This window comes from Variovorax sp. VaC1, from assembly GCF_043658315.1.
GTDB lineage: Bacteria > Pseudomonadota > Gammaproteobacteria > Burkholderiales > Burkholderiaceae_C > Variovorax.
In genome coordinates this window covers 276,619-289,718 of sequence record NZ_JBIGLT010000004.1, presented here as the reverse complement: position 1 = coordinate 289,718, position 13,100 = coordinate 276,619, and the positions used below count along the sequence as shown (strand labels likewise).

The window sequence follows — 13,100 nt, the reverse complement described above, 5'->3', positions numbered from 1 at the left end:
AAAGAAAAAGCACATGCGGCATCTGAAAGACCTCCCCGTTCTCATCCTGGGCCTTGGTGCGTCCGGGCTGGCGATGGCGCGCTGGTGCGCGCGCCACGGTGCGGTCGTGACCGTGGCCGACACGCGCGAGGCGCCCGCGCTGCTCGCGACGCTGAAGGCGGAGTGGCCCGATGTCGCTTTCGTCGGCGGGCCGTTCTCGGCCGGGCTGATCGAAGGCACGCCGATTCGCGCGGTGTACCGCTCGCCCGGCCTCTCGCCCGCCACCATCGCGCCGGTGGCCGATGCGGCACGTGCGGTGGGGCTGCCGGTGGGTGGCGAACTGGATCTGTTCGCGCGCGCGCTGCTGGACCTGCGAACGGTCGAAGTGCCGGTCGTGGAGGTTGAACCCGAGCCTGAAGTGGTGGCCGAGCCCGAGGCGCAGGCAACAACTGAAGTGCCGCAGGAGGCTGTGGAAACGGAAGCCCAGGCTGAATTGCCGTTGGGTGAACCGTCGCTGCACGTCGATACGCCGGAAGCAACGCCGGCACCTGAAGCGCCTGCACTGCCCGAAGCCGTGCAGGGTGAAGCCGCCGTGTCGGCACAGGTCAGCGAAGTGGCACCGTCCAGCGAAACGCCGGAAGCGACCCACGAAGCTGTGCAGGCTCATGCCGCCGAAGCCGTGGTTGTGGCCGAGCCGGCTGCGCCCGTCGAACCGACGAAATCGGTCGAACCCGCGCCAGCAGCCGAAACACCCGAAGCTGTCGAAGCCACCCCCGAGCCAGTCGCTCCCGCCATGGCCGAGGCCATGCCGCGCGATCCATCGATGAGCGTTGCCGTGCCGGTGCCGGCAGAAGCGCCGAACGCCGAAGCGCCCGAAGCAACGCCCGAGTCCGCACCTGAAGCGGCCGATGCACCCGCGACGCCGGAAGCACCTTCGACCCCGCCGGCCCCCGCCACGCTTTCCCGCCTGCCAACCCCAGGCAAGCCTTACGTCCCCACGGCCGCCAAGGAAGCCGCCGAATTCGTCGCCAAGATCGCCGAGTTCGCCGCGACCAACCCAGCCTCGGCCGCTGCCGAAGAAGAATCGCCCCAGCTCGAACTGGCGCCCCCGGTCGAGCCCGAAGCGCCCAGGGGCTACACGCCCGCCGTGCTCGCGATTACCGGCACCAATGGCAAGACCACCGTCACCGCGCTCACCGGCCAACTGGTCGAGCGCGCGGGCAAGACCGTGGCCGTGGCCGGCAACATCGGCCCCACGCTGCTCGACACCCTGTCCGCGCACATCGACGCCGACACGCTGCCGGATGTCTGGGTGCTCGAACTCTCCAGCTTCCAGCTCGACGGCGTGCAGGATTTCGAGCCGACCGCCGCCACCGTGCTCAACCTCACGCAGGACCACCTCGACTGGCACGGCGACATGCCGGCCTACGCGGCGGCCAAGGCGCGCATCTTCGGCGCGCGCGGCCTCATGATCCTGAACCGCGACGACGCCGGCGTGATGGCGATGCTGCCTGCGCCCGTCAAGGTGAAGCTGCAGCGCCCGCAGATCCGTACGCACGTCACCTTCGGCACCGCGATGCCGCTGCGCCCGGGCGACTACGGCATCGAGCGCGTCAACGGCATGACCTGGCTGGTGCGCGCACTGGAAGCCGACGAAACGCAAAAGCGCAAGCGCGGCGCGGTGGTCGAAGAAGAAATCTTCCTGCAGCGCCTGATGCCCGCCGATGCGCTGCGCATCCGTGGTCGCCACAACGCCATGAACGCCCTGGCCGCGCTCGCGCTCGCCAATGCGGCCGACTGCGCGCTCGGCCCGATGCTGTATGGCCTGCGCGAATACCGCGGCGAGCCGCACCGCGTGGAGCCGATCGCGCTGATCGACGATGTCGAGTACTTCGACGACAGCAAGGGCACCAACGTCGGTGCCACCGTGGCCGCGCTGACCGGGCTTGGCGAAGACCGCCGCGTGGTCGTGATCCTTGGCGGCGAAGGCAAGGGACAGGACTTCGATCCGCTCGCCGCGCCCGTGCGCCAGTACGCGCGCGCCGTGGTGCTCATCGGTCGCGACGCGCCGATCATCGAAGCCGCGCTGGCCGGCACCGGCGTTTCGCTGATGCATGCCGGCTCGATGGAAGAGGCCGTGAAGCTGGCCGCTGCGCGCGCCAACCCCGGCGATGCCGTGCTGCTGTCACCGGCCTGTGCGAGCTTCGACATGTTCAAGGACTACGAGCACCGCGCGGAAGTGTTCCGCGAGGTCGTGCAGTCCTACGCGGACAGCCCGCGCGAGCTTCTTGGACAAGACGCCCCGGAGGCCGGCACGCCGTCGTCTTCCGCCTCGGGGTCGATGGAGGAACAGCTTTGAACTCCGCTGCCGCAGGCGCCACGCCGGAAACCCGCACCAGCCGCTTCGGTGGCTGGTTCAGGCGCGCCCGCAGCGGCATCGACGCCTTGCCGATGCACCTGCCGGTGCGGCTGGGCGGCGCCGGCATCGCGCAGACCAAGGCCACGCCGATGCGCGTGCTGGGTTTCGACCAGGCGCTGGTCTGGGTCACGGTCGCGCTGCTGACCTGGGGCCTGATCATGGTGTATTCGGCCTCCATCGCGCTGCCCGACAACCCGCGCTTTGCGCGCGCCGGCTACAGCGCCTCGTACTTCCTCACGCGGCATGCGGCCTCGGTGGTGTTCGCCTTCATTGCCGCGCTGCTGACCTTCCAGGTGCCGATGAAGACCTGGGAGCGCGCCGCGCCCTGGCTCTTCGTGGCTTCGCTGCTGCTGCTGGTGGCGGTGCTCATTCCGCACATCGGCATCAACGTCAACGGCGCGCGCCGCTGGCTGCCGATGGGGTTCATGCGCTTCCAGCCTTCGGAGCTGGCCAAGCTCGCGATGGTGCTCTATGCCGCCAGCTACATGGTGCGCAAGATGGAGATCAAGGAGCGGTTCTTCCGCGCCGTGCTGCCGATGGGCGTCGCGGTGGTGGTGGTCGGCATGCTGGTCATGGCCGAGCCCGACATGGGCGCCTTCATGGTGATCGCCGTGATCGCCATGGGCATCCTGTTCCTGGGCGGCGTGAACGCGCGCATGTTCTTCGTGATCGCCGCGCTGGTGGTGGTGGCCTTCGGCACCATCGTCGCGACCAGTCCGTGGCGCCGCGAGCGCATCTTTGCCTACCTCGATCCGTGGAGCGAAGAGCACGCGCTGGGCAAGGGCTACCAGCTGTCGCACTCGCTGATCGCCATCGGGCGCGGCGAAGTCTTCGGCGTGGGCCTGGGTGGCAGCGTCGAGAAGCTGCACTGGCTGCCCGAGGCGCACACCGACTTCTTGCTGGCCGTGATCGGCGAAGAATTCGGCCTGGTCGGCGTGCTGCTGATCATCGGCCTGTTCCTGTGGCTCACGCGCCGCATCATGCACATCGGCCGCCAGGCGATTGCGCTCGACCGCGTGTTCTCGGGCCTCGTCGCCCAGGGCGTGGGCGTGTGGATCGGCTTCCAGGCCTTCATCAACATGGGCGTGAATCTGGGCGCACTGCCCACCAAGGGCCTGACGCTGCCGCTGATGAGCTTCGGTGGTTCGGCCATTCTGATGAACCTGGTGGCGCTGGCCGTTGTGCTGCGCATCGACTACGAGAACCGCGTGCTGATGAGAGGGGGCCGCGTATGACCGGCCGTACCGCACTCGTCATGGCCGGCGGCACCGGCGGCCACATTTTCCCGGGCTTGGCCGTGGCCGAGGCCCTGCGCGATCGCGGCTGGCGCGTGCACTGGCTGGGCGCGCCCGGCAGCATGGAAGAAAAGCTCGTGCCCCCGCGCGGCTTCGCCTTCGAGCCCGTGCAGTTCGGCGGCGTGCGTGGCAAGGGCCCGCTCACGCTGGCGCTGCTGCCGCTGAAGCTGTTGCGCGCCTTCTGGCAGAGCTTTCGCGTGGTGCGCCGCGTCAAGCCCGACGTGCTGGTGGGCCTGGGCGGCTACATCACCTTTCCGGGCGGAATGATGGGCGTGCTGCTCAACAAGCCGCTGGTGCTGCACGAGCAGAACTCGGTGGCGGGCCTTGCCAACAAGGTGCTGGCGGGCGTGGCCGACCGCGTGTTCACGGCTTTCCCGAATGTGCTGAAGAAGGCGCAGTGGGTGGGCAATCCGCTGCGCGCCGCGTTCACCTCGCAGCCCGATCCGGCCACACGTTTTGCAGGCCGCTCGGGTCCGCTCAAATTGCTGGTGGTCGGCGGTAGCCTCGGCGCGCGCGGCCTCAACACGGTGGTGCCGCAGGCACTGGCGCGCATCGAGCCGGCCGTGCGCCCGCAGGTGTTGCACCAGAGCGGCGCCAAGCAGATCGACGAACTGCGCGCCAACTACACGGCCGCCGGCGTCGAAGGCGAACTCACGCCCTTCATCGAAGACACGGCCAAGGCCTACGCCGACGCCGACTTCATCGTCGCGCGCGCCGGTGCCAGCACCGTCACAGAAATCGCGGCCGTCGGCGCAGCAGCGCTGTTCGTGCCTTTCCCTTCGGCGGTCGACGACCACCAGACCACCAACGCGCGCTTCCTCGTGGACGCGGGTGGCGGATGGCTGGTGCAACAGGCCGACCTCACTCCTGAATTGCTGGCTGACTTGCTACAGAAAACCGAGCGCACCGCGCTGATCGACAAGGCCGCCAAGGCCAAGACCATGCAGAAGACCGAAGCCGTCGAGGCCGTCGTCCGCGCCTGCGAGGAGCTTGCCAAATGAAGCATGCGATCCACCACATCCACTTCGTAGGCGTCGGCGGTTCCGGCATGAGCGGCATCGCCGAGGTGCTGCTGAACCTGGGCTACAAGATCACCGGCTCCGACCTGTCCGACAGCGCCACGCTGCGCCGGCTCGCGGGCCTGGGCATCGGCACCTTCGTCGGCCACGCGGCCGCCCACATCGACGGCGCGGATGCGGTAGTCACGTCCACCGCCGTGCAGTCGGACAACCCCGAGGTGCTGGCCGCGCGCGAGAAGCGCATTCCGGTCGTGCCGCGCGCGCTGATGCTGGCCGAACTGATGCGCCTGAAGCAGGGCATCGCGATTGCCGGCACGCACGGCAAGACCACCACCACCAGCCTGGTGGCGAGCGTGCTCGCCGCCGCCGGGCTCGATCCGACCTTCGTGATTGGCGGGCGCCTGAACAGCGCCGGTGCCAACGCGCAGCTCGGCAGCGGCGACTACATCGTGGTCGAGGCTGACGAATCAGACGCCTCGTTCCTGAATCTGCTGCCCGTCATGGCGGTGGTCACGAACATCGACGCCGACCACATGGAGACCTACGGGCACGACTTCGCGAAGCTCAAGAAGGCTTTTGTCGATTTTCTGCACCGCATGCCGTTCTATGGTGTGGCCATTCTCTGCACCGACGATCCGGCCGTGCGCGACATCGTGGCCAGCGTCACCTGCCCCGTCACCAGCTACGGTTTCGGCGAAGACGCCCAGGTGCGCGCGATCGACGTGCGCGCCGTCGGCGGCCAGATGCACTTCACCGCGCAGCGCCGCAACGGCGTGACGCTGCCCGACCTGCCCGTCGTGCTGAACCTGCCGGGCGAGCACAACGTGCGCAACGCGCTGTCGGTGATCGCGGTGGCGGTCGAGCTCGGCATTCCCGACGAGGCCGTGCAGCGCGGCCTGGCGGGCTTCAAGGGCGTGGGCCGCCGCTTCCAGAGCTACGGCGACGTGAGCGTGCCGGGCGATGCCGCCGCGGGCAGCTTCACCGTGATCGACGACTACGGCCATCACCCGGTCGAGATGGCGGCCACCATCGCCGCCGCGCGCGGTGCGTTCCCGGGGCGCCGGCTGGTGCTGGCCTTCCAGCCGCATCGCTACACCCGCACGCGCGACTGCTTCGAAGATTTCGTCAAGGTCATCGGCACGGCCGATTCGGTGCTGCTGGGCGAGGTCTATGCTGCCGGCGAAGCGCCCATCGTGGCCGCCGACGGCCGCACGCTGGCGCGTGCACTGCGCGTGGCCGGCAAGGTGGAGCCGGTGTTCGTCGACGACATCGGCGCCATGCCGCAAGCCATCCTGGACAACGCCCGTGCCGGCGACGTGGTGCTCTGCATGGGCGCCGGATCCATCGGCGCGGTGCCGGCCAAGGTGGTCGAACTCGGTGCGGCTGCCGCCGCGGCGCCGTCCTCATCAACATCGGAGCGCGGTGCGCGCAAGGGGAGGGCCTCGTGAGCCTTCAGGATCCAAAACTCTTCGGCAAGGTGGCCGTGCTGTTCGGCGGAAGCTCCGCCGAACGCGAAATCTCGCTGATGTCCGGCACCGGCGTGCTCGAAGCCCTGCGTTCGCGCGGCGTCGACGCACATGCCTTCGACCCGTCGCAGCGCGAGCTGTTCGAGCTCAAGCGCGACGGCTTCGCGCGCTGCTTCGTCGCGCTGCATGGCCGTCATGGCGAAGACGGCACCGTGCAGGGCGCGCTCGAACTGCTGGGCATTCCGTACACCGGCTCGGGCGTGATGGCCTCGAGCGTGGCCATGGACAAGGTCATGACCAAGCGCATCTGGCAAGCCGACGGCCTGCCGACGCCCAAGTACGTGCGCCTGGCCTTCGACCAGCAAAGCCGCGAACAGATCATGGCCGTGCCCGACGTGCTCGGCCTGCCCGTGATCGTGAAGCCGCCGCGTGAAGGCTCGTCCATCGGCGTGACCAAGGTCGAGGGCTACTCGCAGATGCAGGACGCTGTGACGCTGTCGGCGAAGTACGACGCCGACGTGCTGTGCGAAGAGTTCATCGAAGGCGAGGAGGTGACCTGCGCCGTGCTCGGCCACGGGCTCGACGCGCGCGCGCTGCCGGTGGTGCGCATCGCCGCGCCCGAAGGCGCCTACGACTACCAGAACAAGTACTTCACCGACGACGTGAAGTACCACTGCCCGAGCGGCCTGCCCGAAGCCGAGGAACGCGAGATACAGCGCATCACGCTGGCCGCCTACCGCACGCTCGGCTGCCGTGGCTGGGGCCGCGCCGACGTGATGATCCGCGCCAGCGACCGCAAGCCCTTCCTGCTCGAGATGAACACCTCGCCCGGCATGACCAGCCATTCGCTGGTGCCGATGTCGGCACGCGCCGCGGGCATCGCCTATGAAGAGCTGTGCCTGCGTGTACTGGCTTCGGCCACGCTCGACGCCACCGGAGGTTCGCAATAGCCATGGCCGACAGCATCCCCGCGCCCTTCGACGTCAAGCTCATGAACATCGTCGCGAATCTGGCATTCGCGGCGGTGGCGCTCATGCTGCTTGCGGCGGGCGCATGGTGGGTGCTGCGCCAGCCTTTCTTCCCGTTGGGCGGCATCAAGGTCGATGGCGAGGTCACGCACAACAACGCGGTGACCTTGCGCGCCAACGTGGCGCCGCAGCTCAGCGGCAACTTCTTCACCATCGACCTGGCGCGTGCGCGCGCCGCGTTCGAGTCGGTGCCCTGGGTGCGCAGCGCGGTGGTGCGGCGCGAATTCCCGAACAAGCTGCGCGTGACGCTCACCGAGCAGGTGCCGGTGGCCAACTGGGGCGACGAGGCGAGCTCGAAGCTCATCAACGGATTCGGCGACGTGTTCGAGGCCAACGTGGCCGAGGTGGACGACAACCTGCCGCGCCTGGACGGGCCGATCGAGCAGGCCGGGCAGGTGCTCGGCATGTACCGCGTGCTGCAGCCGCAGTTCCAGCCCTACGACTTCAGCATCGACGAGCTGTCGCTGTCGAGCCGGGGCAGCTGGAAGGTGGTGCTCGACAGCGGTGCCGAGATCGAACTGGGCCGTGGCCAGGCGGAGGAGGTGTCGGCGCGCCTGCAGCGGTTCCTGAAGACCGTGACGCAGGTCGCGGGCCAGTACCACCGCACGGTCGCGGACGTCGAGGGCGCCGACCTGCGCCACAACGACGCGTATGCATTGCGGCTGCGCGGTGTCACCACGGTCTCGCCCGAGACCCCAAGAAGAATCAAGTAGCGCTCATCGAGAAATCGAGGACATATCTCAATGCCTAAAGAATACAAAGACCTGGTCGTAGGACTCGACATCGGCACCGCCAAAGTCATGGTGGTGGTGGCCGAAGTGCTGCCCGGTGGCGAACTCAAGCTGGCGGGGCTCGGCGTTGCACCGAGCAATGGTCTGAAGCGCGGCGTGGTGGTGAACATCGACGCCACCGTGCAGAGCATCCAGCAGGCGCTGAAAGAAGCCGAGCTGATGGCCGACTGCAAGATCAGCCGCGTGTACACCGGCATCACCGGCAGCCACATCCGCGGCATCAATTCGAGCGGCATGGTGGCCGTGAAAGACAAGGAAGTGACGCCGGCGGATGTCGCACGCGTGGTCGAAACCGCGCGCGCCATCAACATCTCGAGCGACCAGCGCCTGCTGCTGGTGGAGCCGCAGGAGTTCGTGATCGACGGCCAGGACGTGAAGGAGCCGATCGGCATGAGCGGCATGCGGCTTGAAGCCAAGGTGCACATCGTGACCGGTGCGCAGAGCGCGGCCGAGAACATCATCAAGTGCGTGCGCCGTTGCGGCCTCGAGGTCGACCAGCTGATGCTGAACCCGCTGGCCTCCAGCCAGGCGGTGCTGACGGAAGACGAACGCGAACTGGGCGTGGTGCTGGTCGACATCGGTGCGGGCACCACCGACGTGGCGATCTTCACCAACGGCGCGATCCGCCACACGGCCGTGATTCCGATCGCAGGCGACCTCATCACGAGCGACATCGCGATGGCGCTGCGCACGCCCACGAAGGACGCGGAAGACATCAAGGTCGAGAACGGCTTTGCCAAGCAGCTGCTGGCCGACCCCGACACGCAGGTCGAAGTGCCGGGCCTTGGCGACCGCGGGCCGCGCATGCTGAGCAAGCAGGCACTGGCCGGCGTGATCGAGCCGCGCATCGAAGAAATCTTCTCGCTGGTGCAGCAGGTGGTGCGCGAGTCGGGCTATGAAGAGGTGCTGTCTTCGGGCGTGGTGCTCACCGGCGGCAGCGCGGTGATGCCCGGCATGGTCGAGCTCGGCGAAGACATCTTCCTCAAGCCGGTGCGCCGGGGCATTCCGAAATATTCGAGCGCGTTGTCCGACATGGTCGCGCAGCCTCGCGCCGCTACAGTCATGGGCCTTCTCGAAGAGGCCCGCTTCGCACGCATGCGTGGCTTCAAGGTGGCACAGAAGAATGGGTCGGTAAAGACTGCATTCGGACGTTTCAAAGACTTCATCGTGGGGAATTTCTAGCCATGATCAAGTCTCCACTCTGGCTTGCGCGCGGCAGCCCTCCATTGCATTTCAACGAGCGATGGCGACGCACAGGTCCACCGCGACGACGACCCCATCGTTGATCTCGTCACGGCACAAGAAATATTCATAGATACATAACGGCAACTGCAAGATTCAAGGAGTTAAAAATGACCATCGAAATGATCGAAGTCGAAGAGTTCAATCAGGGCACGCAGATCAAGGTGATCGGTGTGGGCGGTGGCGGCGGCAATGCGGTCGCCCACATGATGGAGCGCGGTGTGCAGGGCGTTCAGTTCGTCTGCGCGAACACCGACGCACAGGCGCTCACGCGCAGCAATGCGAACAAGATCATCCAGCTGGGCACCAGCGGACTGGGCGCGGGCAGCAAGCCCGACAAGGGCCGCGACGCTGCCGAAGCCGCAGTGGATGAAATCCGCGCGGCCATCGACGGCGCGCACATGCTGTTCATCACGGCCGGCATGGGCGGCGGCACGGGCACCGGTGCCGCACCGGTGATCGCGCGCATCGCGAAGGAAATGGGCATCCTCACCGTGGGTGTGGTGACCAAGCCCTTCGACTGGGAAGGCGGCCGCCGCATGAAGAACGCGGACGACGGCCTGGCCGAGCTCGAAGCCAATGTCGATTCGCTGATCGTGGTGCTCAACGAGAAGCTGCTCGACGTGCTGGGCGACGACATCACCCAGGACGAAGCCTTCGCGCACGCCAACGACGTGCTGAAGAACGCCGTGGGCGGTATCTCGGAAATCATCAACGAGTACGGCGGCGTGAACGTCGACTTCGAAGACGTGCGCACCGTGATGGGTGAGCCCGGCAAGGCCATGATGGGCACCGCTGCCGCAGCCGGTCCGGACCGCGCGCGCATCGCTGCCGAACAGGCCGTGGCCTGCCCGCTGCTCGAAGGCATCGACCTGTCGGGCGCCAAGGGCGTGCTGGTGCTGGTGACGGCATCGAAGGGTTCGCTGAAGCTGAACGAGTCGAAGCTCGCGATGAACACCATCCGTGCCTACGCATCGCCCGATGCGCACGTGATCTACGGCGCGGCCTACGACGAGAGCCTCGGCGACGAGATGCGCGTGACCGTGGTGGCCACCGGCCTCTCGCGTGCCGACGCTCGCCGTCAGGCCCCGACGCTGGAAGTGATCCGCACCGGCACCGACAACATCGCCTTCACCGTGCCCACGCTCGGCGGCACCGGCCACGCCAGCAGCGGCGGCGGCAGCCAGCCGAACTACGACGGCATGGCGGTTCCCAGCGTGTGGCGTACCAACCGCACGATGGCTGCTGCCAAGGTGGATGCGCTGTCGTCGGGCGGCATGGACGACTTCGAGATCCCGGCGTTCCTGCGCCGCCAGGCCGACTGAACCCGAGCTCGCCCCAGGCTGCGCGCATTTCGTGTCGCTTCGCCAAGCCCCCTTGCGGGGGCAACACCCGAGGCCCGGCCAAGCCGGTGCCCTGGTGGTGTTGTGCGAGGCGACCAGCCAGACGCAGAGGGCACGAGGGTTCGCAATGGGTACAGGGGAGACCTGAAAGGGACTCCTGCTGGCTCTAGGCGCTGCGTTCATCTCGTGCCCTTTGCGTCCATCGCGGGGCCTGCCGGGTCTTTTGCCAGTCCATGTCTATCGGTGCCATAGCGAGGGGAATGGGGCGCCATGCCCGTCACGCGCCTAAAATCGCCGGCGTGCTGCAACAACGAACCCTCAAGTCGATCAGCCGCGCCGTGGGCGTGGGGCTCCATAGCGGGCAACGCGTGGAGCTGACCCTGCGGCCGGCTCCGGCCGACACGGGGATCGTGTTCCGCCGCGTCGACCTGCCCGAGCCGGTCGAGATCCGCATGACCGCCGAGGCGGTCACCGACACGCGCCTTGCCTCCACCGTTTCCACGGGTGGCGCCAAGGTGCAGACCGTCGAACACATCATGTCCGCCTGCGCGGGCCTGGGCATCGACAACCTCTACATCGACATCACGGCCGACGAAGTGCCCATCCTCGACGGATCGGCTTCGTCCTTCGTGTTTCTGCTGCAAAGCGCGGGCATCGAGCTGCAGAAAGCCCCGCGCCGCTTCATCCGCGTGACCCGCAAGGTCGAGGTGCGCGAAGGCGAGGGCGCCAACGAGAAGTGGGCGAGCCTGGAGCCGTACCACGGCTTCAAGCTGAGCTTCGAGATCGACTTCGACCACCGCGTCGTCAACTCGACCGGCCAGCGCGTGGAGTTCGACCTGGGCGCCGATTCGTACAGCCGCGACATCGCGCGCGCGCGCACCTTCGGCTTTACCAAAGAGCTCGAGTACATGCTCAGCAAGGGGCTGGCACGCGGAGGCGGCCTCGACAACGCCATCGTGATGGACGACACCAAGGTGCTCAATGCGGGCGGCCTGCGCTACGACGACGAGTTCGTGAAGCACAAGATCCTCGATGCAATGGGCGACCTGTACATCATCGGCAAGCCGCTGCTTGCCGCCTACACCGCATTCCGCTCGGGCCATGCGCTCAACAACAAGCTGCTGCGCGAGCTGCTGTCGAACAGCGATGCCTACGAAGTCGTGACCTTCGAGGACGAGAAGAGCGCGCCGCGCGGCTTCGGCGAAGTGGCACGGGCCTGGTAGGCCGCTGCTTCCAACGCACACCTCATAACAAACACATGCTTCTCTTTCGCTGGGCCATCCTGCTGCTTCTGCTGGTGGCCGGCGTATCTTTCGCGTTCTATGCCGGCACGGGACGGGTCAAGTTCCGGCGCTTCGGCTGGATCGTGCTCAAGTGGACGTTGCTGGCTGCCTTCGGTTTCTTCGCGGTGCTGATCGCGGAGCGCGTGGCGTAGCCTTCCCGGCGTGCGTCCGCATGTCCGGAAGCGGCATGCGGCGACGGACAGAGCACCGTTCTCAATCCGCAGCCAGCGCCTGCAAGGCCTGCACCTGCTGCGCCAGCAGCGGCCCCTTGCGGTGCGCGGGCACCAGCAGCATGACCGTGTCTCCCAGTGCCTTCGGCCGTCCCCAGGGTGCATGCAGTTTGCCCTGCATCAGCAGCGGCGCCACGAGTTGCTCGCGCCCCATCAACACGCCTTCGCCATCGAGCGCGGCCTGCAGCGCGAGGCTGTAGAGCGAGAAGTGCGGGCCGGCGGCCCAGGCGTCGGCTTCATTCGCCGTGGTGCCGGGGCGCACGGCCTGCAGCCAGCGCGACCAGTCGTCGTGCCACACCGTGTCGTGCAGGCCACCGCAGCGCACCAGCACCTCGGCCAGATCGTCGAGCGAACGAGGCCGCCCGCTGGCCAGCTGATCGCGAAGACGCGGGCTGCAAACCGGCACGAGGCGGTCGCGAGCCAGCGGCAGTGCCTGCGCGCCGACCGTTGTTTCGATCTGCTCGCCGGCGCGTGCATAGAACAAGCCGAGATCGAAAGGCTCGCGCCTGAAATTCGGCGGCTGCTCCAGTGCCGTCACCGACACCTGCACGCCCGGCAGCGCCACCTTCAACCGCGAGAGTCGGGGCGACAGCCACAACTGCGCGACGGCCGGCAGGGCCGCCACCTGCAGCGTGCTGCGGCGCGCTGCCGTCTGCGTTTCATGCCGCAGCGCCTGCACCGCAAGGCCGAGTTGATCGACCGCCGCACTCAGCGCCGGCAGCGCGCGCCGGCCATGGGCACTCAGTCGGATGCCCTGGCTGTGCCGCTCGAACAGCGCACCGCCGGCCCAGGTCTCCAGTGTCTTGATCTGCTGCGCGACCGCAGCCGGCGTGACGAACAACTCTTCGGCAGCCCGCGCGAAGCTGCCGTGGCGCGCGGCCGCCTCAAAGGCGCGAACGGCGGTGTGCGGCGGCAGGCGGGGGCGGGGCGGTGCGAGCGGCATATGGCGGCATCCCAGGGCAAGATTTTCTAGGGCTCAGGCCCAGATTATCCGGTTTGCCCCAG

At 67.7% G+C, this 13,100-nt stretch carries 11 protein-coding genes; 10 read left to right on the top strand and 1 reads right to left on the bottom strand.

The genetic code is table 11. The features are described from left to right. Positions 1-13: 13 nt before the first annotated feature. From murD to ACGLHS_RS18155, 10 genes are all read left to right on the top strand, one after another. Positions 14-2,338 (top strand): UDP-N-acetylmuramoyl-L-alanine--D-glutamate ligase, encoded by a 2,325-nt coding sequence (gene murD, locus ACGLHS_RS18200; protein ID WP_394481912.1) that lies wholly within the window; start codon positions 14-16, stop codon positions 2,336-2,338. Then, complete coding sequence (gene ftsW, locus ACGLHS_RS18195) at positions 2,335-3,633, top strand: putative lipid II flippase FtsW (RefSeq protein WP_093244900.1); 1,299 nt, start codon at positions 2,335-2,337, stop codon at positions 3,631-3,633. The genes murD and ftsW overlap by 4 nt, the downstream gene beginning before the upstream one ends. Further along, positions 3,630-4,694, top strand: coding sequence for an undecaprenyldiphospho-muramoylpentapeptide beta-N-acetylglucosaminyltransferase (gene murG, locus ACGLHS_RS18190; RefSeq protein ID WP_394481910.1), 1,065 nt, complete (start codon positions 3,630-3,632; stop codon positions 4,692-4,694). Before ftsW ends, murG begins: the two co-directional genes overlap by 4 nt. Continuing rightward, positions 4,691-6,160, top strand: a complete 1,470-nt coding sequence (murC, locus tag ACGLHS_RS18185) for a UDP-N-acetylmuramate--L-alanine ligase (RefSeq protein WP_093244906.1) — start codon at positions 4,691-4,693, stop codon at positions 6,158-6,160. The genes murG and murC overlap by 4 nt, the downstream gene beginning before the upstream one ends. Next, entirely contained in the window at positions 6,157-7,128 is a 972-nt protein-coding gene (locus tag ACGLHS_RS18180; protein WP_394481907.1) for a D-alanine--D-alanine ligase, read from the top strand. The genes murC and ACGLHS_RS18180 overlap by 4 nt, the downstream gene beginning before the upstream one ends. Positions 7,129-7,130: 2 nt before the next feature. Further along, positions 7,131-7,919 (top strand): cell division protein FtsQ/DivIB, encoded by a 789-nt coding sequence (locus ACGLHS_RS18175; RefSeq protein ID WP_093244911.1) that lies wholly within the window; start codon positions 7,131-7,133, stop codon positions 7,917-7,919. A 30-nt stretch (positions 7,920-7,949) separates the two neighbouring features. Beyond that, the gene (gene ftsA, locus ACGLHS_RS18170; RefSeq protein WP_093244914.1) at positions 7,950-9,179 is read left to right on the top strand and encodes a cell division protein FtsA; all 1,230 of its coding nucleotides are present in this window, start codon (positions 7,950-7,952) and stop codon (positions 9,177-9,179) included. A 170-nt stretch (positions 9,180-9,349) separates the two neighbouring features. Then, positions 9,350-10,564, top strand: coding sequence for a cell division protein FtsZ (gene ftsZ / locus ACGLHS_RS18165; protein WP_093244916.1), 1,215 nt, complete (start codon positions 9,350-9,352; stop codon positions 10,562-10,564). Positions 10,565-10,881: 317 nt separating this feature from the next. Continuing rightward, positions 10,882-11,805, top strand: a complete 924-nt coding sequence (lpxC, locus tag ACGLHS_RS18160; RefSeq protein ID WP_093244919.1) for a UDP-3-O-acyl-N-acetylglucosamine deacetylase — start codon at positions 10,882-10,884, stop codon at positions 11,803-11,805. A gap of 35 nt (positions 11,806-11,840) precedes the next feature. Then, a complete protein-coding gene (locus ACGLHS_RS18155; protein WP_176801203.1) occupies positions 11,841-12,017 on the top strand; it encodes a hypothetical protein in 177 nt (58 codons plus the stop codon). Between the two features lie 61 nt (positions 12,018-12,078). Here the strand turns inward: ACGLHS_RS18155 and ACGLHS_RS18150 are convergent, their stop codons facing one another. After that, on the bottom strand, positions 12,079-13,038 hold the full coding sequence (locus ACGLHS_RS18150) for a LysR family transcriptional regulator (RefSeq protein WP_394481902.1): 960 nt from the start codon (positions 13,036-13,038) through the stop codon (positions 12,079-12,081). Between the last annotated feature and the right edge of the window lie 62 nt (positions 13,039-13,100).